The sequence below is a fragment of the Variovorax sp. Root411 genome (genome assembly GCF_001425205.1).
In the GTDB taxonomy this organism is placed as follows: Bacteria; Pseudomonadota; Gammaproteobacteria; order Burkholderiales; family Burkholderiaceae_C; genus Variovorax.
The window spans coordinates 674,216-696,030 of record NZ_LMDW01000016.1 but is presented as its reverse complement, the minus strand read 5'-3'; the positions used below and the strand labels follow the sequence as shown (position 1 = coordinate 696,030).

Annotated in this window: 19 protein-coding genes and 1 pseudogene; 18 read left to right on the top strand and 2 right to left on the bottom strand. The window is 68.4% G+C overall.

Features of this window, described 5'->3' with window-relative positions; genetic code table 11:
• Positions 1-123 precede the first annotated feature (123 nt).
• The 12 genes and pseudogenes from cobO to ASC92_RS19815 all read left to right on the top strand — a co-directional run bounded on the left by cobO (position 124) and on the right by ASC92_RS19815 (position 10,649).
• Positions 124-693 (top strand): cob(I)yrinic acid a,c-diamide adenosyltransferase, encoded by a 570-nt coding sequence (gene cobO, locus ASC92_RS19865; protein WP_056518876.1) that lies wholly within the window; start codon positions 124-126, stop codon positions 691-693.
• A gap of 267 nt (positions 694-960) precedes the next feature.
• Positions 961-1,647, top strand: coding sequence for a 5,6-dimethylbenzimidazole synthase (gene bluB, locus ASC92_RS19860; protein WP_056518874.1), 687 nt, complete (start codon positions 961-963; stop codon positions 1,645-1,647).
• Positions 1,647-2,120 carry a MotA/TolQ/ExbB proton channel family protein gene (locus tag ASC92_RS19855; protein WP_056518872.1) on the top strand — a complete coding sequence of 158 codons (474 nt, stop codon included), beginning with the start codon at positions 1,647-1,649 and terminating at the stop codon, positions 2,118-2,120. The genes bluB and ASC92_RS19855 overlap by 1 nt, the downstream gene beginning before the upstream one ends.
• The gene (locus ASC92_RS19850) at positions 2,117-2,473 is read left to right on the top strand and encodes a DUF2149 domain-containing protein (RefSeq protein WP_056518870.1); all 357 of its coding nucleotides are present in this window, start codon (positions 2,117-2,119) and stop codon (positions 2,471-2,473) included. Before ASC92_RS19855 ends, ASC92_RS19850 begins: the two co-directional genes overlap by 4 nt.
• Positions 2,470-6,483 (top strand): cobaltochelatase subunit CobN, encoded by a 4,014-nt coding sequence (gene cobN / locus ASC92_RS19845; protein WP_056518869.1) that lies wholly within the window; start codon positions 2,470-2,472, stop codon positions 6,481-6,483. The genes ASC92_RS19850 and cobN overlap by 4 nt, the downstream gene beginning before the upstream one ends.
• Before the next feature lie 21 nt (positions 6,484-6,504).
• Positions 6,505-7,479 (top strand): adenosylcobinamide-phosphate synthase CbiB, encoded by a 975-nt coding sequence (gene cbiB, locus ASC92_RS19840; protein WP_056518866.1) that lies wholly within the window; start codon positions 6,505-6,507, stop codon positions 7,477-7,479.
• Positions 7,476-8,465 carry an aminotransferase class I/II-fold pyridoxal phosphate-dependent enzyme gene (locus ASC92_RS19835; protein WP_056518864.1) on the top strand — a complete coding sequence of 330 codons (990 nt, stop codon included), beginning with the start codon at positions 7,476-7,478 and terminating at the stop codon, positions 8,463-8,465. Before cbiB ends, ASC92_RS19835 begins: the two co-directional genes overlap by 4 nt.
• 21 nt (positions 8,466-8,486) lie before the next feature.
• Positions 8,487-8,840 carry a CidA/LrgA family protein gene (locus ASC92_RS19830; RefSeq protein ID WP_056518862.1) on the top strand — a complete coding sequence of 118 codons (354 nt, stop codon included), beginning with the start codon at positions 8,487-8,489 and terminating at the stop codon, positions 8,838-8,840.
• Positions 8,837-9,565 (top strand): LrgB family protein, encoded by a 729-nt coding sequence (locus tag ASC92_RS19825; protein ID WP_056518860.1) that lies wholly within the window; start codon positions 8,837-8,839, stop codon positions 9,563-9,565. Before ASC92_RS19830 ends, ASC92_RS19825 begins: the two co-directional genes overlap by 4 nt.
• 45 nt (positions 9,566-9,610) lie before the next feature.
• Positions 9,611-9,847 (top strand): hypothetical protein, encoded by a 237-nt coding sequence (locus ASC92_RS29375; RefSeq protein ID WP_235505903.1) that lies wholly within the window; start codon positions 9,611-9,613, stop codon positions 9,845-9,847.
• Positions 9,848-9,859: 12 nt separating this feature from the next.
• A pseudogene (locus ASC92_RS29370) lies at positions 9,860-10,162 on the top strand (GNAT family N-acetyltransferase); the annotation flags it as partial.
• A 25-nt stretch (positions 10,163-10,187) separates the two neighbouring features.
• On the top strand, positions 10,188-10,649 hold the full coding sequence (locus ASC92_RS19815; RefSeq protein WP_056518858.1) for an OsmC family protein: 462 nt from the start codon (positions 10,188-10,190) through the stop codon (positions 10,647-10,649).
• Between the two features lie 6 nt (positions 10,650-10,655).
• Here ASC92_RS19815 and ASC92_RS19810 read toward each other — a convergent pair whose 3' ends face one another.
• A complete protein-coding gene (locus tag ASC92_RS19810) occupies positions 10,656-11,570 on the bottom strand; it encodes a LysR family transcriptional regulator (RefSeq protein ID WP_056518855.1) in 915 nt (304 codons plus the stop codon).
• Positions 11,571-11,754: 184 nt separating this feature from the next.
• Between ASC92_RS19810 and ASC92_RS19805 the strand changes: the two genes are divergently transcribed.
• The 4 genes from ASC92_RS19805 to ASC92_RS19790 all read left to right on the top strand — a co-directional run bounded on the left by ASC92_RS19805 (position 11,755) and on the right by ASC92_RS19790 (position 18,850).
• A complete protein-coding gene (locus ASC92_RS19805; protein ID WP_056518853.1) occupies positions 11,755-12,639 on the top strand; it encodes an alpha/beta hydrolase in 885 nt (294 codons plus the stop codon).
• Between the two features lie 147 nt (positions 12,640-12,786).
• Entirely contained in the window at positions 12,787-14,037 is a 1,251-nt protein-coding gene (locus ASC92_RS19800) for an efflux RND transporter periplasmic adaptor subunit (protein WP_056518851.1), read from the top strand.
• A gap of 40 nt (positions 14,038-14,077) precedes the next feature.
• A complete protein-coding gene (locus tag ASC92_RS19795) occupies positions 14,078-17,341 on the top strand; it encodes an efflux RND transporter permease subunit (protein WP_056518849.1) in 3,264 nt (1,087 codons plus the stop codon).
• Positions 17,342-17,356: 15 nt separating this feature from the next.
• Positions 17,357-18,850 carry an efflux transporter outer membrane subunit gene (locus ASC92_RS19790; RefSeq protein WP_056518846.1) on the top strand — a complete coding sequence of 498 codons (1,494 nt, stop codon included), beginning with the start codon at positions 17,357-17,359 and terminating at the stop codon, positions 18,848-18,850.
• Between the two features lie 64 nt (positions 18,851-18,914).
• On the opposite strand, the gene ASC92_RS19785 is transcribed toward ASC92_RS19790, so the two are convergent.
• Positions 18,915-19,148, bottom strand: coding sequence for a hypothetical protein (locus ASC92_RS19785; RefSeq protein WP_056518844.1), 234 nt, complete (start codon positions 19,146-19,148; stop codon positions 18,915-18,917).
• 165 nt (positions 19,149-19,313) lie between these two features.
• On the opposite strand from ASC92_RS19785, the gene ASC92_RS19780 reads away from it, so the two are divergent.
• Both ASC92_RS19780 and cobT read left to right on the top strand, forming a co-directional pair.
• On the top strand, positions 19,314-20,774 hold the full coding sequence (locus ASC92_RS19780; protein ID WP_056518842.1) for a cobyric acid synthase: 1,461 nt from the start codon (positions 19,314-19,316) through the stop codon (positions 20,772-20,774).
• Entirely contained in the window at positions 20,771-21,811 is a 1,041-nt protein-coding gene (gene cobT, locus ASC92_RS19775; protein ID WP_056518840.1) for a nicotinate-nucleotide--dimethylbenzimidazole phosphoribosyltransferase, read from the top strand. Before ASC92_RS19780 ends, cobT begins: the two co-directional genes overlap by 4 nt.
• The last annotated feature ends 4 nt before the right edge of the window (positions 21,812-21,815 follow it).

The following is a 21,815-nucleotide window of genomic DNA, read 5'->3' as shown; positions in this document are numbered from 1 at the left end:
GCACCGGGTGCTCCCCGCAGCGAAATAAAGGAGGAGCGAAGCGGGGGACATTCGCGGAGGGGAGTACCCGGTGCCATTCGCACGCCCCTAGAACCAGCAGCCCCGAAACTGATGAGAGAACCCATGCAAATAGAAACCCCTCCCAGCGAAAAGCCCTACGAAAAGCCCGAAGGCGAACGCCGCGGACTCGTCATCGTCAACACCGGCGACGGCAAGGGCAAGAGCACCGCGGCCTTCGGCCTCGCGCTGCGCGCCCACGGCCGCGGCAAGGCCGTGAAGATCTACCAGTTCATGAAGGTGCCATCGGCGCGCTTCGGCGAGCACCGCATGTTCGAACAGATCGGCATTCCGATCGAAGGCCTCGGCGACGGCTTCAGCTGGAAGAGCCAGGATCTCGAACGCTCGGGCCAGCTCGCGCGCGACGGCTGGGAGAAGGCCAAGGCGGCGATCCTGTCGGGCGAACACTTCCTGGTGGTGCTCGACGAGATCACCTACCCGCTGATCTACGGTTGGCTGCCGCTCGAAGACGTTCTCGAAACGCTGCGCGCCCGACCCAGGCATGTGCATGTGGTGCTTACGGGACGGCGCTGCCCGCCGGAGATCATCGAGCTGGCCGATACCGTGACCGAGATGACGCTCGTCAAGCACGCCTTCAAGGCAGGCATCCCGGCGCAGCGCGGCATCGAGGACTGACGTGAATAGCTGTCGTCGTTGTTCAGGGCGTGATCACGCCGACGGGGTACCTTGCTCCGCGAATGTCCCTCGCTTCGCTCCTCCTTTATTTCGCTGCGCAAGGCACCCCGCCAGCGTGATCGTTCAGAGCACTTGTCGATCGGCCGCGAACCGGCAGCGTGCCTTCGTGCACAGGGCACCGGGTGCTCCCCGCAGCGAAATAAAGGAGGAGCGAAGCGGGGGACATTCGCGGAGGGGAGTACCCGGTGCCCTGTGCACGCGCCCCGAATGAAGCATCACGCTTTCCCAAAAGACGAGGCGCAGGCCGTCTACCGCGCCATCCACGAACGCCGCGACATGCGCCACTTCGCAGGCGGGCAGGTCGAGCCCGAGGTGCTGCGCCGGCTGCTCGACGCAGCTCACCACGCGCCCAGCGTCGGCTTCATGCAGCCCTGGCGGTTCATCCGCATTCGCGGCGAGGCGCTGCGGCAGAAATTGCACCGCGTCGTCGAACAGGAACGCGTGCTCACGGCCCGTGTTCTGGGCGAGCGTGAAGACGAATTCATGCGCCTCAAGGTGCAGGGCCTGCTCGACGCCGCCGAATTGCTGGCGGTGACGCTGGCCGACGGCCGCGAGAAGCATGTGTTCGGCCGCCGCACGCTGCCGCAGATGGACCTGGCTTCGGCCTCCTGCGCCATCCAGAACCTTTGGCTCGCGGCGCGCGCCGAGGGGCTGGGCATGGGCTGGGTGTCGTTGTTCGATCCGGTCGAGGTGTCGGTGCTGCTCGGCCTGCCCGAAGGCGCCGAGCCCATCGCGCTGCTGTGCCTTGGCCCCGTGCATGGCTTCTACGAAGAGCCGATGCTGCAGCGCGAACGCTGGGCGAAGCGCGAGCCGCTCGCGTCGCTGGTGTTCGACGAAGGCTGGGGCCGGCCTTCTGACCTTTTCGATCAACCGCCTGCCGTGGAGCCCACCTGATGCTGGCCTTCGATACCGTTCTCTTCGAGCTTGCGCGCCTGTTCCTCTGGCCGGTGACGCTGGGCGTGCTGCTGTCTTTCGTCTATGCCGTGTACTGCCTCGGCGCGTTCGGCATCGAGTATCTGCAGCGGCGCCGCGATCCTTTGCGCGCGCTGGTGCTGCAGCGCCACGCGCAGGCCAGCCAGGAGCAGATGGAGCTGGTCGTGCTCAAGCAGCTCGAAGGCGTGCGCCTGTGCAGCCGCGTGGCGCCGATGCTGGGGCTGATCGCCACCATGATCCCGATGGGCCCCGCGCTCGTGGCCGTGGCCTCGGGCGAGTCGCAGGGCGTGGCGCAGAGCCTGGCGCCCGCGTTCGCGAGCGTGATCGTGGCGCTGGCCTCGGCCTCGATCGCCTTCGTGGTCTACACCGTGCGCCGCCGCTGGCTCATGCGCGAGCTGGTGGCGGTGCTCGACGCGCGGGACCGGCTGTCATGAGCAGTCGTCGGCAGTTCTCCATACTGAGCAGCCTGGACAGCGACGACGACGACCCGGTGCTCTCGACCATCAACCTGATCGACGTGTTCATGGTGGTGATCGGCATGCTGATGATCGCAGTCATCAACAACCCGATGAACCCTTTCGCGCAGGACAAGGTGACGATCATCCGCAACGAAGGCCAGCCGAACATGGAGATCGTCACGCGCGAAGGCCGCAAGATCACGCGCTTCAAGGCCAGCGGCGCGACGGGGCAGGGCGACGGCGAGAAGGCCGGCACCGCCTGGCGACTGAAGGACGGCACGATGATCTATGTGCCGGCCGATGCGGTGCCGGCGCAGGGCGGGAAGTGACGCGGTTCTTCTTCTGGTTGTTGATGCTGGGCCTGGGCGTCTTCGCGCCGGCCCAGGCGCAGCAGGCGCAGCAGGCGCCTTCCCGTGTCGTGGTGCTGAGCACATCGCTGGTGTCTCCGGCGCGGGTGGTGCGGTTGCAGGCCGCGGCGCGCGAAGCGGGGCTGCCGCTGCAGGTGGTGTCGGCGTCGCAGGACTCGCCCGGGATGCTGGCCGCCGCGCTCGAAGGCGCACGTTTGCTCGTCATCGATGCGCCGCACATCAGCGTCGCGCAGGCGGCGGCGGCACGCTTCGGCGAAACGATTGCGCAGAGCGCCGCGCCGTATGTGCTGATCGGCGAGTTCGCGCTGGTGGCCAAGGGGCAGACCTCCGCCGCCGCGCCGCTGGCGGCTGAACGAGACGTCGATGCGGCGTGGGCGCAGCGGCTGCGCGAGTACTGGCGCTTTGCCGGCACCGCCAACCTCGGCGCGGCAATGAAGGCGCTGGCGCAGCCCGGCAATCTCGCTGGACTGCCCGATGCCGTGCCGCTGCCGCTGGCCGGCCTCTATCACCCGGCCTGGCCCCGTATCGAAGCCGACATCGCCGCCGTCGAACGGCTGCCCGGCAGCGGCACGGTCGCCATTGCCATCAACAGCGCCACCGTGACGGGCGACGACACCGGCTGGCTCGACGCGCTGATCGCCTCTCTCGAACGGCGTGGCCTGCGCGCCTATGCCTTCTACGGCCCGCGCCAGCAGAAAGACCTGTTCTTCCGCATGACGCATGCAGGCGAACGGCGCGTTGCCGATGCGATCGTCAATGCCTCGCTGGTGTTCAGTCCCAACGAGCGCAAGGCCGAGCTCGAGCGCATCGGCGTGCCGGTCTTGCAGACGCTGCCTTCGCTGGCGATGGACGCCACGCAATGGGCACAGAGCAAGGACGGCCTCTCGCAAACCGACATCGCCGCGTACTACAGCCCGAGTGAGCTGGCCGGCATGACAGACCCGATGCTCGTCACCGCCCGCGACGCGGCTACCGGCACGCTGCAGCCGCTGCCCGCTCAGATCGACGCCGTGGCCGACAAGGCTGCCGCGCTGCTGCGCCTGCAGCGCACGCCGGCTGCGGACCGCCGCGTGGCGATGCTGGTCTACAACTATCCGCCGGGCGAGGCGAACTTCGGCGCGTCCTTCCTCAACGTGCCGCGCAGCGTGAGCAACATGCTCGCGGCGATGAAGTCGGCCGGCTACCGCACCGAGCTGCCGGGCACCGACGCGTTGATCGCGCAGGTGCAGGCCACGATGAAGGCCTACTACCCGACGGGGCAGGGCGACGAACTGCAGCCGCTGCTCGACAGGAAGCTTGCCGATGCGATGCCGCTGTCGCGCTACCTCGCATGGTTTCGCGCGCTGCCTGCCGAGACGCAGCGCCGCATCGAAACATACTGGGGACCGCCTGAAAAATCGACCATGCTGCGCCCCGTTGCGGGCGAGCCGGCGTTCGTGATTCCGCGCGTGCAGTTCGGCAACGTCGTCGTGCTGCGCCAGCCGCCGCGCTTCGAGCCCGGCACGCAGGTGGCGGGCAAGGTCGAGCAGGTCTACCACCGCTCGGCCGTGCCGCTGAGCCATGGCTACCTCGCCACCTACCTCTGGCTGCGCACGCAGTTCGGTGCCAGCGCGGTGGTGCACGTGGGCACGCATGGCACGCTCGAATGGTCGGCGGGCAAGGAACGCGGGCTGTCGGTGCAGGACGATCCGCTGCTTGCGCTCGGCGATCTGCCGAACGTCTATCCGTTCATCATGGACAACCTCGGCGAAGCCACCACCGCCAAGCGCCGCGGCCGCGCGACGATGGTGAGCCATTCGACGCCGATGTTCGCGCCCGCCGGCTTCCGGCCCGGCGTGCAGGAAATGCACGAGCGCATGCACGACTGGGAAACGCTCTCGCCCGGCCCCGTGAAGAGCGCGATGGAAAAGCAGCTGACGGCCGAGTTCATCGAACAGCACTACGACCGCGACCTGAGCTGGGCACCCGCGCGCATTCGCGCGGATTTCGCGGGCTTCGTCGCCGTGCTGCATCCGTACCTCGACGAACTCGCGCAGACCGCGCAGCCGCTGGGCCTCGCGACCTTCGGTCAGGCACCCGATGCGCTGCGCCGCCGCATGACCATCCTGCAGATCCTCGGCAAGCCGCTGGTCGAGGCGCTCGGCGAAGACATCGACGAGGCCTTTCTGATCGATGCGAAGCGCATTGCCAGTTCGAGGCCCGCGCGCTGGGTCGAGCTTGCGCTCGCCGACGCGCAGGCGGCGAGCGCCATGGGCAAGACCGCCGCGGAGAAGCAAAATCTTCTGTTGCTGGCCGAACGCGCGCAGAAGCTCGACGCCGTGCTCGCGCACAACGAGGAAATCGAAGGCCTGCTGACCGCGCTCGATGGCCGCTACCTGAAGTCGAGCTACGGCGGCGACCCGGTACGCAACCCCGACAGCCTGCCGACCGGCCGCAACCTCTACGGCTTCGACCCGAGCCGCATGCCGACGCGCGCGGCGTGGGACACGGGCGTGGCCGCGATGGACGCCTGGATCGCCGAACACGCGAAGTCCCATGCCGGCAAGCCGCCGGAAAAGATCGCCTTCACGCTCTGGGCCGGCGAGGCTTCGCGCCACCAGGGCGTGCTGGAGAGCCAGGCCTTCTACGCCATGGGCGTGAAGCCGCGCTGGGACGAGGGCGGGCGCATCGCCGGCATCGAGCTCATTCCCGCGTCGGTGCTGAAGCGGCCGCGCATCGATGTGCTGATCAGTGTCACCGGCTCCTACCGCGACCAGTTTTCCAACGCGATGCGCTGGCTCGACGAGGCCGTGCAGCAGGTGGCGGCCCTGCACGAATCGGGCAACGCCGTGGCGCGGCACAGCGAGGCACTGGCACGCAAGCTCCGCGCGGAAGGCGCATCGGCGCAGGAGGCGCAGCGCTGGTCGACCGCGCGCGTGTTCTCGAACGAGCAGGGCAGCTATGGCGCCGGGCTGGAGGAAGCCGCGCTTGCGAGCGACGTATGGGCGAGCCAGCAACGCGGCGGCGGCGACGCGCAGATGGCGCAGCTCTACATGGACCGCATGGGCCACGCCTACGGCAAGGGCCTCGACGGCGCCGCGCGGCCCGGGGCCTACGCGGGCAATCTCATGCAGGTCGACGCGGCGTTGATGGCGCGCAGTTCCAACCTCTACGGCGTGCTGACCAACGACGATCCGTTCCAGTACCTCGGCGGCATCGCGCAGGCCGTGCGCCAGCTCACTGGCAAGGACCCGGCGCTGTACGTGCAGAACCTGCGCGACGGCGGCGCTGTGCGTACCGACACGGCCGCAGGCGCCATCGCGCGCGAAATGCAGACCCGCTACCTGCACCCGCAGTGGATCGAGGCGCAGAAGGCCGAGGGCTACAGCGGCACGCTGCAGGTGCTGAAGACCGCGCAGTTCCTCTGGGGCTGGCAGGTCACGGCGCCGCAGGCCGTGCGGCAGGACCAGTGGCAGTCGCTGCACGATGTGTACGTGCGCGACAGATACAAGCTGGGCGCGCGCGAATGGCTGGAGGGCAACAACCGCGCGGCCTTCGCGCAGACGCTGGAGCGCATGCTCGATGCGGTGCGGCTGAATTACTGGAAGCCGGATGCGGCCACGCGGCGCGAGCTGGCGCGGGCCTATGAGGAGGCGGTTCGCGCGACCGGGCTGCGCGAGCGCAATGCGGGCGTGCAGCGGTTCGCGCAGGCGGAGCTGTCGCCGCCTGCGGCTTCGCGCAAGCCGAGCGCGTCGGTCGAACCGGTGGTCGCGGTTGCACCGGCGGCGGCACCGGTGCAAACACCGGCGACTGAGCCTGCGTCCGATGGTCCTCAGCCCGTCAGCGGCCTCAAGCTAGAACTCACGCCCGCCGACGCGCCATCACCCAAGACCGGGACAGTCGTCCTTCGGCTCTGGGTCGCGTTGGGCGCCGCACTGCTTGCCGCACTCGGTGCGCTGATGCAGTGGCGCAGGGGCAGGGCGCCTGCCTGATTCGCGAGAATGGCAGCTCTCATGCCCTATCTGAATCCTGAACACGGCATCGCTGTCGCCGCCGCGCTGTGGCTCGCACTGGCCATCGACCATTGGCTGGGCGAGCCGCCTGCGCGCCTGCATCCCGTCGTGTGGATGGGGCGCTACCTCGGCTGGATCGGTTCGAGCGTTGCACCGCGTGCGTACCAGGCGAAACCGCTGGATCTGCCGATGTTCTTCATCGGCGCGCTGACGTGGTGCGTGGGCGCGGCGGGTGCCTGGGGCGTTGCCATGGCCATGCAGACATTCATGGCGCTGTCGCTACCTGCATGGGCCGGCGCGTTGCTGCTGGGCCTGCTGCTCAAGCCGCTTTTCGCCTGGCGCATGCTGCGCGACGAAGTGCTCGCGGTCGAAGCCGCATTGGGCGTATCGCTCGATGCCGGACGCAAGCAACTGGCGCGGCTGGTGAGCCGCGATGTCTCCCGACTCAGCGAGCGCGAAGTGCGCGAAAGCGCCATCGAATCGCTCGCCGAAAATCTCAACGACTCGCTCGTGGCCCCGGTGTTCTGGTTCGTGCTGTGCGGCCTGCCGGGTGCGGCGCTCTACCGCTTCGCAAATACGGCCGACGCGATGTGGGGCTACCGCGGCGAACGCAATGGCCGCGACTGGACCTGGCTCGGCAAGTGGGCCGCACGTGCGGACGATCTGCTCTCGTGGATTCCGGCGCGCATCACCGTGCTGCTGCTGGCGCTGGCGGCGTGGCGCTGGCCCACGGGGTTGTCCGGCGAGGCGCGCCGCACGCCGTCGCCCAACAGTGGCTGGCCGATGGCGACGATGGCGCTGCTGCTGGGTGTGCGGCTGGCCAAGCCGGGGGTGTATGCGCTGAATGCAGAGGGGCGCGCGCCTTCCGCGGCCGACATGCAACGCACCGCGCAACTGGGCGGACGGGCCGCCCTGGCGCTGGGCGTGTCCGCGTCGCTGGGCATCGTGGTGACGACGGGCTGGAGTTGGATATGAGCACGGTCCTGCACGGTGGTCCCGATGCATCCGGCGTCGCTTCGCACGACTTCTCGACCAATGGCAACGCGGTGGGCTCGTGCCCGGCCGTGCTGTCCGCGCTGCGCGCTGCCGATGCCGCGCACTATCCGGACCCGCACTACACGGCGCTTCGAAGCAGGCTTGCGGCCTTCCACGGCGTAACGGCCGAACGCATCGTGATCGCGGCGAGCGCGAGCGAGTTCATTCACCGCATCAGCGCCGCTGTCGCGCAGGGCGGCGGCCGGCAAGTCTGGCTGCCTGCGCACAGCTATGGCGACTATGAGCGAGCGGCGCAGGCCTGGGCTTTGCAAACGATTCGTTCACCGCAGGCGTACACCGACGCTGCGCTGCGCTGGTGCTGTGAGCCGTCGAGCCCGATGGGACAGCCGCAAGCCAATCTGCGGCAGCAGGCTGCAAGCACCAATGGTGCATGCGTACTCGACCTCGCCTATGAACCGTTGCGCCTTGAAGGCCAGGCTTCGCTCGACGCCACTCAGCGCGACCGCGTCTGGCAGCTGTGGACGCCGAACAAGGCCATGGGCCTGACGGGCATCCGCGCCGCCTACGCGATTGCCCCTGAAGACGCCGATGCGAGCCTCGTGCAACGCATCGAACGGCTGGCCCCTTCATGGCCGCTGGGCACGCACGGCGTGGCGATGCTCGAGGCCTGGACCGGCGAGGAGGCACAACGCTGGCTCGCACAAAGCCGGCAGACATTGAAGGACTGGAAAACCCGGCAACGCGCGGTCTGCGAATCGCTCGGCTGGCAATGTCTTCCGAGCGACGCCAATTTCTTTTGCGCACGCTCCGACCGTCCGTACCCAGACGTGGCCGCGGCGCTGCGCACCGAAGGCATCAAGCTGCGCGACTGCACCTCCTTCGACCTGCCCGGCCACGTGCGCCTCGGCGTACTGCCTCCGGCCAGCCAGCAGGCGCTGAAGCAGGCCTGGACAAGCGCGTCCTGACCACATACACCCGCGAGAAAAATGCTCTACGCCATCACCACGCTTTTTCTTTGCCAACTGGCGGGCGAACTGTTCGTGCAGTGGCTAGTCCTGCCTATTCCCGGCCCGCTGATCGGCATGGTGCTGCTGTTCGTCGGCCTGCTGGTGCGCCGTGGCGTGCCGCAGGCGCTGGCCGACACATCGGACCATCTGCTGCGCAACCTGATGCTGCTGTTCATCCCGGCGGTGGCCGGCGTCATGCTGCATTTCGAGCGCGTGGGACGCGAGTGGCTGCCGTTCCTTGCGGCGGGCATCGTCGGTGCGGCTTTCACCATGACCGTGACCGCGCTCACCTTCCGCTGGATGATCCGCCTCACCGGGAAGAGCGCCGAATGACCGCGCCCGCGAAGCTCTCCGAGATCTGGGTCTTCCTCGCGCAGTCGCCGCTGCTGTGGCTGGCGCTCACGCTGCTGGCCTATCTTGGCGCGCTGTGGCTGCACACACGCAGCGGCCGCAATCCGGTGGTCAACCCCGTGCTGGTCTCGGTGATCGTCATCGTCGGCGTGCTGCTGCTCACGCGCACGCCCTACGACACGTATTTCGAAGGCGCGAAGTTCGTGCACTTCCTGATCGGCCCCGCTACCGTGGCACTGGCCGTGCCGCTCTACGGCCAGGTCGAGCGGCTGCGGCGGCTGTGGCTGCCCATCGGCGTGGCGTTGCTCGTGGGCTCGGTCGCGGCCATCGTGTCGGCCATCGGCATCGCGTGGGTGCTGGGTGGATCGCACGAGCTGATGATGTCGCTCGCGCCCAAGTCGGCCACCATGCCCATCGCGATGGGCGTGGCCGAGAAGATCGGCGGGCTGCCCTCGCTGGCGGCGGTGGCCGCGGCCATTGCCGGCATCTCGGGCGCGATCATGGCGACGGGAATGCTGAACCTGCTGCGCATCAGGGAGCCCGCGGTGCGCGGCTTCGCCGTCGGCCTTGCCGCGCATGGCATCGGCACGGCGCGGGCGATCCAGGTGAACGAGACGGCGGGCGCATTTTCCGCGTTGGCCATGGGGCTGAACGGCATCGCGACCGCACTGCTGGTGCCGCTCGTCGTCAAGCTGATGGGAGCATGAACGGTGCCGCTGTACCGATCCCGTCCCGTCTCCGAACCCCGGCCGATGGAGCTCGTCTGGCCCGCAAAGCGGTACCTGGCCGGCTACGTGTCGGCGCTGAACCGGGGCTGGTCGCGCGACGAGTCACGCCCCGAATCGGGCCCTGAAGAACGCGCCGCGATCGAGGCCGATGCCGCACTGTTCCTCGCGAGCCTGGTCGACCGCGAGGCCAGGGGAGCGCCCATCACCATGCCGGACGGCACGCAGGTGCCGCGCCTGCCGGGCTACAAATGCTGGATGTGAGACGGCGAGTTCTGCGGCAGCATCGATCTGCGCTGGCAGCCCGGCACCGACGCCTTGCCGATCTACTGCCTGGGCCACATCGGCTACAACGTGGTGCCGTGGAAGCAGCGCAGGGGCTACGCCACGCGCGCACTCGGCGCCATGCTGACGCTGGCCGCGCGCGAGGGGCTGAGCCGCATCGAGATCACCACCAGCCCTGACAACTTCGCCTCGCAGAAGGTGATCGCGGCCCATGGCGGCATGCTGGCCGAGACCTTCGTCACGTTGCCCAGCCAGGGCAGCCTCACCAAGTACCGCTACTTCATCCATCTCTGAAATCTCTCGAGCAAGGAGCACGACCATGGCCCAGTACACCGCGGAAATCCTTTGGGAGCGGGGCGATCAGGACTTTCTCGGCAACACCTACAGCCGCAGGCATGTGCTGCGCTTCGACGGCGGTGCGGAGGTGGCGGCCTCGTCGTCGCCGCACGTGGTGCCGCTGCCGATGTCGGATGCGTCGGCGGTCGATCCGGAGGAGATGTTCGTCGCCTCGCTTTCGAACTGCCACATGCTGTGGTTTCTCACGATGGCCGTGAAGCGCAAGTTCGTCGTCGACCGCTACTTCGACGCGGCCACCGGCGTGATGGAGAAGAACGCCGACGGCAAGATGGCCATGACGCTGGTCACGCTGCGGCCGGAGGTGGCGTTCTCGGGCGAGAACATTCCTACGCGCGAGCAGATCGAGCAGATGCACCACCGGGCGCATGAAGAATGCTTCATCGCCAATTCGGTGAAGACCGAGGTGCGCTGCGAGCCGGCGTAGTTCGATTCAGCGGCGCTGCAGCCGCGGATTCTTGGCGAACAGCTCCGCCGCCCAGTCCACGAACGCGCGCACCTTCGCGCTCAGGTGGCGGTTGGGCGGGTACACGACGTGGATCGGCAACGGGTCGCGATGCCAATCGGGCAGCAGCTCGATCAGCTCGCCGCTTTCCAGCAGCGGCTCGGCCATGAAGGTGATGCACTGCGAGATGCCGAAGCCGCCCAGCACCGCGGTGATGTGCGCGTTGCTCTCGTTCACCGACACGCGGTACGGCCCGTTCAGCTCGATCTGCTCGTCGCCCTTCTTGAACTCGTGCGGGTAGACGCGCCGCGTGGTGCCCGAGAAGTAGCTCACCACATGGTGGCGCTTCTCGATGTCGCTCGGATGCTGCGGCACGCCATAGCGCTTCACGTACGCCGGCGATGCCACGGTGACGAAGTGCAGCGTGCCGATGCGCCGCGCCACCAGCGACTGGTCGTTGAGCTCGCCGGCGCGAATCACGCAGTCGACGTTGTCGCTGATCAGGTCGACGGTACGGTCGCTCACCCCCAGGTCGACCTGGATGTCCGGGTAGCGGTCGCAGAAGCTCGCCAGCGCAGGCAGGATGATCTGCCTTGCCACCGAGGTGCCGACGTCGATGCGCAGTCGCCCCGTGGGGTTGGCCTGCGCATTCGTCATGCTGGCTTCCATGTCGTCGAAGTCGTTGAGCAGGCGCGCCGCCCGCTCGAAGTAGGCCGCGCCGTCGGGCGTGACCGTGACGCGCCGCGTGGTGCGGTTGAGAAGCTTCACGCGCAGGCGCGATTCGAGCGCCTGGATCTGTTTGGTGACCGTGCCTTTGGGCAGGGCGAGAGAGTCCGCCGCACGGGTGAATGTGCCGGCTTCCACGACGCGGACAAAGATCCGCATGGCCTGGATTTGATCCATTGAATGCCTGTTCTGGGTACCCGGCCCACACCGGGGGAGGCGGATTCTCACACAAGCTGCCAAACCCTTTGCGGGTGGCCCCGATTGTTGTCGGTTTGGAAACAGAGTAGGGCCGGCTTGCCTGTTTCAACGCTGCACCGGGCGACTTATATTTCAACCATCGCCCAATTCCCTGAGGTCGCCCATGTCACCCGTTCCATCGTCCCGTTCTGCCGAAGCCGCCGCCCGTGCGGCGGTGCAGGGCGTGGAAGCCGATCTGTCGATCGAGCTGCCCGGCCGCGAACCGGTCGGTGCCCGTGTGTATGGCCAGCGTGCCAAGGGTGAAGTCGCACCGCTGGTGCTGCATTTCCATGGCGGCACCTTCGTCTGCGGCGGCCTCGACAACGGCCGCAACGTGGCCCGGCTGCTGGCCGGCGCGGGTGCGGTGGTGGTGTCGCTGGCTTACCCGCTGGCGCCCCAGTCGCCGTTCCCGGAGCCGATCGAAGTGGGCTATGCCGCCCTCGAATGGCTCTACAAGCAGCGCACCAAGCTCGGCGGCAAGGGCGCGCAGGTGTACTTGGCCGGCGAGGAAGCCGGTGGCAACCTGGCGGCCGCGGTGGCGCTGATCGCCCGCGACCGGGCGCATCCGCCGGTGGCCGGCCAGATTCTGCTGTCGCCCATGCTCGACCCTTGCGCCGGCACCGCATCGCTGCGCAAGGCCACCAGCGATGCGGCCGAATGCCGCTGGGCCAGCGGCTGGGAGAAGTACCTGAGCTGCCCCTCGAACGCTACGCACCCCTATGCGGTGCCGAGCGGTTCGCTGCGGCTGTCGGCCCTGGCGCCTGCGCTGGTGCTGGTGGGGCAGGACGACGCCATGCGCGACGAGGCGCTGACCTTTGCCGGCCGCTTGCGCGCCGCCGGCATCGAGGTCACGAGCAGCGTGCTGCCCAGCGCGACCGACTGGCCCAAGGCGCTCTACGACACCGAGAACACGGGTTGCGTGGCCTGTGAGGCCACGGTGCAGCAGCACTTCCGCGAGTTTTTCAGCGCGACCACGCCGCCGCCGGCGGCACCCAACCACCCCAGCTAGTTCCCGGCCGATCCCGGCTGCCTGATCGACACGCCGCCAGCGCGGCAGCGTGCGAGGCCCCTGTTTTTTCTGAATTCCGCCGCCTGGTGCCAAAAGCGCCGGGGTGGCCTGTTGCATCCCTGAAGTCATCGAGAAGGACGAACCATCATGTCGAACAACGAGAAAAAGCTGTCTTCCGTCGCCCGCAAGGGCCTGTGGCCCGCCGTGACCGGCCTCACCGCACTGCTGGCCGTGGCGGCCGCCGTGCTGGGCATGCACAGTTTCAAGGCCGAGGCCAACAACGCCCCGGCCGCGCCGCAGGCCACGCCGGTGTCGGTTGCCACCGTCGCATCGAGCGAGATCAACGCCTGGGACGAGTTCTCGGGCCGGCTCGAAGCCGTCCAGCGCGTCGATGTGCGCTCCCGCGTCGCGGGCGCCGTGCAGTCGGTGCACTTCCGCGAAGGCGCGCTGGTGAAGCAGGGCGACCTGCTGATCACCATCGACCCCGCGCCCTACGCGGCCGAGGTCGAGCGCGCCGAAGCGCAGGTGGCCTCCGCGCAGGCCCGCCAGTCGTTCAGCCGCAGCGAGCAGGAGCGCGCCAAGCGCCTGTGGGACGACAAGGCCATTGCCCAGCGCGAGTACGACGAGCGTGTGAATGCGGGCAGCGAAGCCAACGCCAACCTGCGCGCCGCCCAGGCCCAACTGCAGACCGCGCGCTTGAGCCTGGGCTACACCCAGGTGCGGGCGCCGGTGTCGGGCCGCATCGGCAAGCTCGAAGTGACGGTGGGCAACCTCGTCGCCGCGGGCCCCGGCGCGCCGGTGCTGACGACGCTGGTGTCGGTGAGCCCGATCTACGCGAGCTTCGATGCCGATGAGCAGGTCATCACACGGGCCCTTAAAGACCTGCCAAGCGGCTCCAGCGCCCGAGGCCAGATCGAGAGCATTCCCGTGCAGATGGGCACTGCCGGCCTCGACGGCACGCCCTTCACCGGCAAGCTGCAGCTGATCGACAACCAGGTCGACGCCAAGAGCGGCACGGTGCGCGTGCGTGCCTCGTTCGACAACAAGGACGGCGCACTCATCCCCGGCCAGTTCGCCCGCATCCGCATGGGCCAGGCCCGCAACGACACCGCGCTGCTCGTGAGCGAACGCGCCATCGGCACCGACCAGAACAAGAAGTTCGTGATGGTCGTGGGCGAAGACAACAAGGCGGTCTACCGCGAAGTCACGCTCGGTGCATCGATCAATGGGCTGCGTGTCGTGAGCAAGGGTCTGAAGGCTGGCGAGAAGGTCGTGGTCAACGGCCTGCAGCACATCCGCCCGGGTGCGCTGGTGGCGCCGCAGCAAGTGACCATGGACGCCAAGGCAGATCCCAAGCAACAACAACCGGAACGCGTGGCCGAGGCCGCGAAGTCCTGATTTCGGAGGAGGGCGCATCCGCGCCCACCGGAGAACCATCATGAATCTCTCAAAATTCTTCATCGACCGGCCGATCTTTGCCGGCGTGCTGTCGCTATTGATGCTGATAGCCGGCCTGATCGCGCTGCGCGGGCTGCCGATCTCGGAGTACCCGGAAGTCGCGCCGCCCTCGGTGGTGGTGCGCGCCCAGTACCCCGGTGCCAACCCGAAGGTGATCGCTGAAACGGTGGCCACGCCGCTCGAAGAGCAGATCAACGGCGTCGAAGGCATGCTCTACATGGGCAGCCAGGCAACGACCGACGGCGTGCTCACGCTCACCGTCACGTTCCGCCTCGGCACCGATCCCGACAAGGCACAGCAGCTCGTGCAGAACCGCGTCTCGCAAGCCGAGCCGCGACTGCCCGAGGAAGTGCGCCGGCTCGGCATCACGACCGTCAAGAGCGCGCCTGACCTGACGATGGTGGTCCACCTCGTCTCGCCGAACAACCGCTACGACATCAACTACCTGCGCAACTACGCGGTGCTGAACGTGAAGGACCCGCTCGCGCGCATCGAAGGCGTGGGCCAGGTGCAGATCTTCGGCGGCGGCGACTACTCCATGCGCGTCTGGCTCGACCCGCAGAAGGTCGCGCAGCGCGGCCTCTCGGCGAGCGACGTGGTGGCTGCCATCCGTGGCCAGAACGTGCAGGCTGCGGCCGGTGTGGTCGGCGCATCGCCGGGCCTGTCGGGCGTGGACATGCAGCTGTCCATCAATGCGCAAGGGCGCCTGCAGAGCGAGGAAGAGTTCGGCGACATCATCGTCAAGAGCGGCACCGACGGCGCCGTGACCCGGCTGCGCGACATCGGCCGCCTGGAGATGGGCGCCGCCGACTACTCGCTGCGCTCGCTGCTGAACAACGACCCGGCCGTCGGTATGGGCGTGTTCCAGGCGCCGGGCTCCAACGCGCTGGACATCTCGTCCAACGTGCGCAAGACGATGGCCGAGCTCAACAAGAACATGCCCGAGGGCCTGGAATACCGCATCGCCTACGACCCGACGCAGTTCGTGCGCGCGTCGATCGAATCGGTGATCCACACGCTGCTCGAAGCCATCATGCTGGTGGTGCTGGTCGTGATCCTGTTCCTGCAGACGTGGCGCGCGTCGATCATTCCGCTGCTGGCCGTGCCGGTGTCGGTGATTGGCACCTTCGCGGTGCTGCACGTCCTCGGTTTCTCGATCAACGCGCTGAGCCTGTTCGGGCTGGTGCTGGCCATCGGCATCGTGGTGGACGACGCCATCGTGGTGGTGGAAAACGTCGAGCGGAACATCGAGGCCGGGCTCACGCCGCGTGAAGCCACGTACCGTGCCATGCGCGAAGTGTCCGGGCCCATCATCGCGATCGCGCTGGTGCTGGTGGCCGTGTTCGTTCCGCTGGCTTTCATCAGCGGCCTCACGGGCCAGTTCTATCGCCAGTTCGCGGTGACGATTGCGATCTCGACGGTGATCTCGGCGATCAACTCGCTGACGCTGTCGCCTGCGCTCGCTGCACTTCTGCTGCGCGGCCATGACGCTCCCAAGGACGCGCTGACGCGCGGCATGGACAAGGCTTTCGGTTGGCTGTTCCGCGGCTTCAACAAGCTGTTCCATCGCGGCTCCGAGGCCTACAGCGGCGGCGTGAAGAACGTGATCTCGCGCAAGGCGCTGATGCTCGCGATTTATGTCGCGCTCATCGCCGTGACCTTCGGCCTCTTCAAGGCGGTGCCCGGCGGCTTCGTGCCGGCGCAGGACAAGCAATACCTGATCGGTTTTGCGCAACTGCCCGACGGCGCCACGCTGGACCGCACCGACGAAGTGATCCAGCGCATGGGCGAGATCATGAAGAAGAACCCGAACGTGGAAGACGCCATCGCCTTCCCGGGCCTGTCGATCAACGGCTTCACCAACAGCTCCAACTCGGGCATCGTGTTCGCCACGCTCAAGCCCTTCGACCAGCGCAAGCGCGCCGACCAGAGCGGCGGTGCGGTGGCGGGCCAGCTGAACGGCGCCTTCTCGAGCATCCAGGACGCCTTCATCGTGATGTTCCCGCCGCCGCCGGTGGCGGGCCTGGGCACCACGGGCGGCTTCAAGCTGCAGCTGGAAGACCGTGGCTCGGTCGGCTACGACCAGATGGACGCGGCAGTGAAGGCCTTCATGGCCAAGGCCTACCAGACGCCCGAGCTGGCCGGCATGTTCACGAGCTGGCAGGTCAACGTGCCGCAGCTCTATGCAGACATCGACCGCACCAAGGCCCGCCAGCTCGGCGTGCCCGTGACGGACATCTTCGACACCATGCAGATCTACCTCGGCAGCCTGTATGCGAACGACTTCAACAAGTTCGGCCGCACGTACTCCGTGCGCGTCCAGGCCGATGCGCCTTACCGCGCCCGTGCCGAAGACGTGGGCCTGCTGAAGGTGCGCTCGACCTCGGGCGAGATGGTGCCGCTGGCCGCGCTGATGAAGGTGAATTCGACCTTCGGTCCGGAACGCGCCATGCGCTACAACGGCTACCTCGCCGCCGACATCAACGGCGGCCCGGCACCGGGCTACTCGTCGGGCCAGGCGCAGGACGCGATCACCAAGATCGCGGCCGAGACGCTGCCCAAGGGCGTGAGCTTCGAGTGGACCGAGCTGACGTACCAGGAAATCCTGGCCGGCAACTCCGCTTTCCTGGTGTTCCCGCTGGCCATCCTGCTGGTGTTCTTGGTGCTGGCTGCGCAGTACGAAAGCCTGACGCTGCCGATCGCGATCATCCTGATCGTGCCCATGGGCATCATGGCTGCGATGGCGGGTGTATGGATATCGGGGGGTGACAACAACGTCTTCACGCAGATCGGGTTGATCGTGCTGGTGGGGTTGAGTGCGAAGAACGCGATTCTGATCGTGGAGTTCGCCCGGGAGCTCGAGTTTGCCGGCCGCACCCCCATACAGGCCGCCATCGAAGCCAGCCGCCTGCGCCTGCGCCCGATTCTCATGACCTCGCTGGCCTTCGTGATGGGCGTGCTGCCCCTCGTGCTGTCCACCGGCGCGGGCTCCGAGATGCGCAAGGCCATGGGCGTGGCGGTGTTCGCCGGGATGATTGGCGTGACGGCCTTCGGCCTGTTCCTGACGCCGGTGTTCTACGTGCTGCTGCGCCGCCTCGCGGGCAACCGGCCGCTCAAGCTGCATGGCGAAGTGCCGCATGGCGAAGACTTCGTGTCGGCCGGGCATCCGGCTTCGCATGGCGGCGCCGGTGGTGGCGGCCTGCATCCGGTGCCTGCATCGCCGCGTTCTTCGCATGACGACTGATCGAGAAAGCGCATCATGAAATTTTCAGTACAACCTCTGGTGAAACCGCTTCGCACTGCGTTGCTGCCGCTGATGGCAGCCCTGGTGCTCGCCGGCTGTGCCACCGTGCCCTCGGGCCTGCCCGAGATCACAACCACCGCCCAGTTCAAGGAGCAGGGCAAGGACCAGGCTGTGACGCCGCCCGCCGGCTTCACGCGGGCCGCGCCTTCCGAGGCACAGCCGCGCGGCGCCTGGTGGCTGGCGTTCAACGATCCGGCGCTGAATGCGCTGGTCGAGAAGGCCGACGTCAACAACACCAACATCCAGGCCGCGGCCGCGCGGCTGGCCGAGGCCCGCGCCCTGGCGCGCAGCGCCAACGCCGACCGCCTGCCGCAGATCGGCCTGGGCGCCGGCGCCAACCGCGGCGCGGGCCTGGACAAGGCCACGGCCAGCACCCGGCCGGCCACGATGACGAACGTGGGCGCCACTTTCTCGTACGAAGTCGACCTGTTCGGCCGCCTCTCGGGCGCGAGCAACGCGGCCAAGCTCGATGCGGCCGGCCGCGAGGCGCTGCTGCAAAGCACGCGCCTCGCAGTGCAGGCCGAGGTGGCGCAGACCTACCTGCAGTTGCGCGCGCTCGATGCCGAGCGCGCCCTGGTGCGTGAGCAGGTCGAGGCGTATCGCGACACGCTGCGCCTGTCGCAGCGCCGCGAGCAGGCCGGCGACATCGCCGAGCTCGACGTGGCGCGCGTGCAGACCGAGGTGTCGTCCACCGAGTCGGACGCGCTCGCGCTCGACCGCCAGCGCGCCCAGGTGGAGCATGCGCTCGCGGTGCTGGTGGGCGATTCGGCGTCGAGCTTCGGCCTGCGCACCGACGAGTGGGCGACCGCGCTGCCGTCCATTCCGCCGGGCGTGCCGGCCACGGTGCTCACGCGCCGGCCCGACGTGTCGGCGGCGCAGAGCGCCGTGCTGGCCGCGCAGGCCCGCGTGGGCGTGGCGCAGACCGCGTGGTTTCCCGATATTTCGCTGACGGGCGCTGCCGGCTATGCCTCGCCCGAGATCGGCGACCTCTTCAAGTGGTCGGCGCGCTCGTGGGGCGTGGGCGCGCTGCTGTCGTTGCCGATCTTCGACGGCGGCCGCCGCGAGGCCGGCGTGCAGGGCGCCAATGCCCAGCTCGACGGCGCGCTCGCAAGCTACCGCACGCAGGTACTGGTGGCGTTCCAGGAAGTCGAAGACCAACTGGCCGCCATCCGCATCCTGCAGGAGCAATCGGTCGTGCAGGCCCAGGCCGTAACCTCGGCCCAGCGCGCCACCAGCCTGTCGGACACGCGCTATCGCAACGGCTACATCAGCCAGCTCGACCTGCTGGACGCGCGCCGCAGCGAGCTGCGCAACCGTCGTCAGGCGCTGCAGGTGAAGTCGGCCCAGTACCAGGCGGCGGTGGGGCTGATTCGCGCCATCGGCGGCGGCTGGGAAGCGCCGGCGCCGGTCGCGGCTGCCCCGGCGCGGACGGCCGTGGCCGTGCGCTGAATCGCGATCAAGGATTGAAATTGAAAGCCTGAGCGCCGCAAGGCGGTCTTGCGCCGCCGTGGGTTCAGTCGGTTTTCCTGCCGGCTGGATTCGCGGCGGCGCTTATTTTTTGCAGCTCCACTGCGTCCACGGCCAAGGCGTTTGAATAGCTGGCCTGCGGCCTCGACGCGGTCCGGTAGACCCGGTAGTCGAGGGTTTCGGAGGCGGTGTCGCCGTGGTGGGCTTCGAGCAGGATCCAGAAGAACTGGCCCGGTTCGCGTTCCTCGACGGCTAACGCCAAATCGTTCAAGGCTGGCATGGGTTCCCGGGTGCAATGCGGTGTGTGGCGTCTGGTGTACGCAAAAAAGCTACTGTTTGACGCGCCGGATGTATTTGCAATGCCCTGCGGTGTGACAGATGTCGCATTTCGTCGATCCCATTCGGCCTTCCCCGGACCGGCGCGGCGCTCAACGACAATTCGCCGATGAGTTCAAAGGCGAAAAGCGGGCCGGCGCGTTGCGTCATGGTCCTGGGTACCACCAGCGGTGCCGGCAAGAGCTGGCTGGCCACGGCGATGTGCCGCTGGTACGCGCGGCAGGGCCTGAAGGTGGCGCCCTTCAAGGCGCAGAACATGAGCAACAACGCCCGCGTGGTCGATGGCGGCGAGATCGGCAGCGCCCAGTACTTCCAGGCCCTGGCCGCCAACGCCGTGCCGGAAGTGCGCATGAACCCGCTGCTGCTCAAGCCCGAGCGCGACACCCACAGCCAGGTGGTGCTGATGGGGCAGGTGAATGAAGGACTCTCGGCCTTGCCCTGGCGCGGCCGCAGCGAGCGCGTCTGGCCGCAGATCGCGCAGGCGCTAGATGAACTGCGTGCCGAAAACGACGTGGTGGTGATCGAAGGCGCAGGCTCGCCGGCCGAGATCAACCTGATGGCCAGCGACATCGTCAACATGCGCATCGCCCGGCATGCGCAGGCGCGCTGCCTGCTCACGACCGACATCGACCGCGGAGGCGCCTTTGCCCATCTGTACGGCACCTGGGCGCTGCTGCCCGAGACCGACCGCGCGCTGCTGCGCGGCTTCGTGCTCAACAAGTTTCGCGGCGATACCTCGCTGCTCGCGCCCGCGCCGCAGCAGCTGCAGGAGCTGACCGGCGTGCCCACCGTGGCCACGCTGCCGATGTGGTGGCAGCACGGCTTGCCCGAGGAGGACGGCGTATTCGACGACCGCAGCCGTGCGAGCGGCACCGTGACGCGCACGGTCGCGGTCGTGGCATACCCGCGCATCAGCAACCTCGACGAATTCCAGGCGCTGAAGAACGTGCCCGGCGTGCGGCTGGTCTGGGCCCGTACGCCGGCCGACGTGGCCGGCGCCGACTGGATCGTGCTGCCCGGCTCCAAGCACACCAGCGGTGATCTGGCCTGGCTGCGCGCCCAGGGGCTGGACAGCGCCGTGGCCGCGCATGCCGAACGCGGCGGCGCGGTACTGGGCATCTGCGGCGGGCTGCAGATGCTGGGCGAGGCGCTGGTCGATCCGCACGGCATCGACGGCAACGCGCCGGGGCTTGGCCTGCTGCCGCTGGTGACGGTGTTTGCGCGCGAGAAGACAGTGCGGCACCGCACCGCGGCCTTCGGCGAGCTGAGCGGCGCCTGGGCCGCGCTGTCGGACGTGCCCGTCGCCGGCTACGAGATCCATCACGGCCAGACCGCCGCACACCCGCAGATGGCGCAGCACGGCCAGGCGGTGATGCCCGACGGACTGGCCTGGCAGAACGCGCGCGGCAACGTGCTCGGCATTTATCTTCACGGCCTGTTCGAGGACCCGCGCGCGCTGCACGCGCTCTTCGGTGCCTCCGTGCCCACGCTCGACGCCACCTTCGACGGCCTGGCCGACTTCATCGACACCCACTTCGACACCGGCGTGCTCGCCGGACTGATTGCATGACCGAAACCATCCCCACTATCTCCGACATCACCGACACCGCGCTCGCCGCCCGCCTGCAGAGCGCGCTCGACAACAAGACCAAGCCGCTCGGTGCACTCGGCCGGCTCGAGGCGTTGGCGCTGCGCATCGGCACCATCCTCGGCACCGAAAGCCCGGTGCTCGAAGCCCCGCAGATGCTGGTCTGCGCGGGCGACCACGGATTGGCGGCGCGCGGCGTCTCGGCGTACCCGAGCGACGTGACCTGGCAGATGGTCGAGAACTTCCTCGCCGGCGGCGCGGCCGTGAGCGTGCTGGCGCGCCAGCACGGGCTGGCGCTGACGGTGGTCGACTGCGGCGTGCGGCGCGATTTCCAGGCGCGCCCGGGGCTGGTGTCTCGCCGGATCGCCGAAGGCACCGCAGACGCTTCGCAAGGCCCGGCCATGACGGCCGCGCAGTGCGCCCAGGCCATCGCCAACGGGCGCGAGGTGGTGCGCGCGCTGCCGGGCAATGCGTTGCTGCTCGGCGAGATGGGCATCGGCAACAGTTCGTCCGCCGCGCTGCTGCTCTCGCGGCTGGGCGGGTTGGACATCGACGCCTGCACCGGCGCCGGCACCGGCCTCGATGCGGCCGGGATGGCGCGCAAGCGCGAGGTGCTGCGGCAGGTGCTGGCGCTGCACGCGGGCGCGACCGCGCCTCTGGACGCGCTGGCCGCCTTCGGTGGCTTCGAGGTGGCTACGCTGGTCGGTGCGGTGCTGCAGGCGGCCGAGGAGCGGCGCGTGATCGTGGTCGACGGCTTCATCGCCAGCGCGGCGGTGCTGGTGGCGCAGGCGCTGCAGCCGCACGTGGTGCAGCGCTGCGTGGCGGCGCATTGCTCGGCCGAGCCCGGCCACGTGCTGCTGCTGGAGCGGCTGGGGCTGGAACCGCTGCTCAAGCTCGAACTGCGCCTGGGCGAAGGCTCGGGCGGGGCGCTGGCCTGGCCGCTGCTCGAATCGGCCTGCCGCATCCTGCGCGAGATGGCGAGCTTCGAGTCGGCCGGCGTGTCGCGCAAGGACAGCTGAAGCG

What these genes read in the sequence shown, in the direction of transcription:
- ASC92_RS19815 (WP_056518858.1), top strand. Translation starts at nt 10,188, where the DNA reads ATGGCCCAGTACACCGCGGAAATCCTTTGGGAGCGGGGCGATCAGGAC.
- ASC92_RS29375 (WP_235505903.1), top strand. Translation starts at nt 9,611, where the DNA reads ATGGAGCTCGTCTGGCCCGCAAAGCGGTACCTGGCCGGCTACGTGTCG.
- ASC92_RS19785 (WP_056518844.1), bottom strand. Translation starts at nt 19,148, where the DNA reads ATGCCAGCCTTGAACGATTTGGCGTTAGCCGTCGAGGAACGCGAACCG.
- cobO (WP_056518876.1), top strand. Translation starts at nt 124, where the DNA reads ATGCAAATAGAAACCCCTCCCAGCGAAAAGCCCTACGAAAAGCCCGAA.
- ASC92_RS19805 (WP_056518853.1), top strand. Translation starts at nt 11,755, where the DNA reads ATGTCACCCGTTCCATCGTCCCGTTCTGCCGAAGCCGCCGCCCGTGCG.
- ASC92_RS19825 (WP_056518860.1), top strand. Translation starts at nt 8,837, where the DNA reads ATGACCGCGCCCGCGAAGCTCTCCGAGATCTGGGTCTTCCTCGCGCAG.
- ASC92_RS19835 (WP_056518864.1), top strand. Translation starts at nt 7,476, where the DNA reads ATGAGCACGGTCCTGCACGGTGGTCCCGATGCATCCGGCGTCGCTTCG.
- ASC92_RS19810 (WP_056518855.1), bottom strand. Translation starts at nt 11,570, where the DNA reads ATGGATCAAATCCAGGCCATGCGGATCTTTGTCCGCGTCGTGGAAGCC.
- ASC92_RS19795 (WP_056518849.1), top strand. Translation starts at nt 14,078, where the DNA reads ATGAATCTCTCAAAATTCTTCATCGACCGGCCGATCTTTGCCGGCGTG.
- ASC92_RS19780 (WP_056518842.1), top strand. Translation starts at nt 19,314, where the DNA reads ATGAGTTCAAAGGCGAAAAGCGGGCCGGCGCGTTGCGTCATGGTCCTG.
- ASC92_RS19790 (WP_056518846.1), top strand. Translation starts at nt 17,357, where the DNA reads ATGAAATTTTCAGTACAACCTCTGGTGAAACCGCTTCGCACTGCGTTG.
- ASC92_RS19800 (WP_056518851.1), top strand. Translation starts at nt 12,787, where the DNA reads ATGTCGAACAACGAGAAAAAGCTGTCTTCCGTCGCCCGCAAGGGCCTG.
- ASC92_RS19830 (WP_056518862.1), top strand. Translation starts at nt 8,487, where the DNA reads ATGCTCTACGCCATCACCACGCTTTTTCTTTGCCAACTGGCGGGCGAA.
- cobT (WP_056518840.1), top strand. Translation starts at nt 20,771, where the DNA reads ATGACCGAAACCATCCCCACTATCTCCGACATCACCGACACCGCGCTC.
- cbiB (WP_056518866.1), top strand. Translation starts at nt 6,505, where the DNA reads ATGCCCTATCTGAATCCTGAACACGGCATCGCTGTCGCCGCCGCGCTG.
- bluB (WP_056518874.1), top strand. Translation starts at nt 961, where the DNA reads ATGAAGCATCACGCTTTCCCAAAAGACGAGGCGCAGGCCGTCTACCGC.
- ASC92_RS19855 (WP_056518872.1), top strand. Translation starts at nt 1,647, where the DNA reads ATGCTGGCCTTCGATACCGTTCTCTTCGAGCTTGCGCGCCTGTTCCTC.
- ASC92_RS19850 (WP_056518870.1), top strand. Translation starts at nt 2,117, where the DNA reads ATGAGCAGTCGTCGGCAGTTCTCCATACTGAGCAGCCTGGACAGCGAC.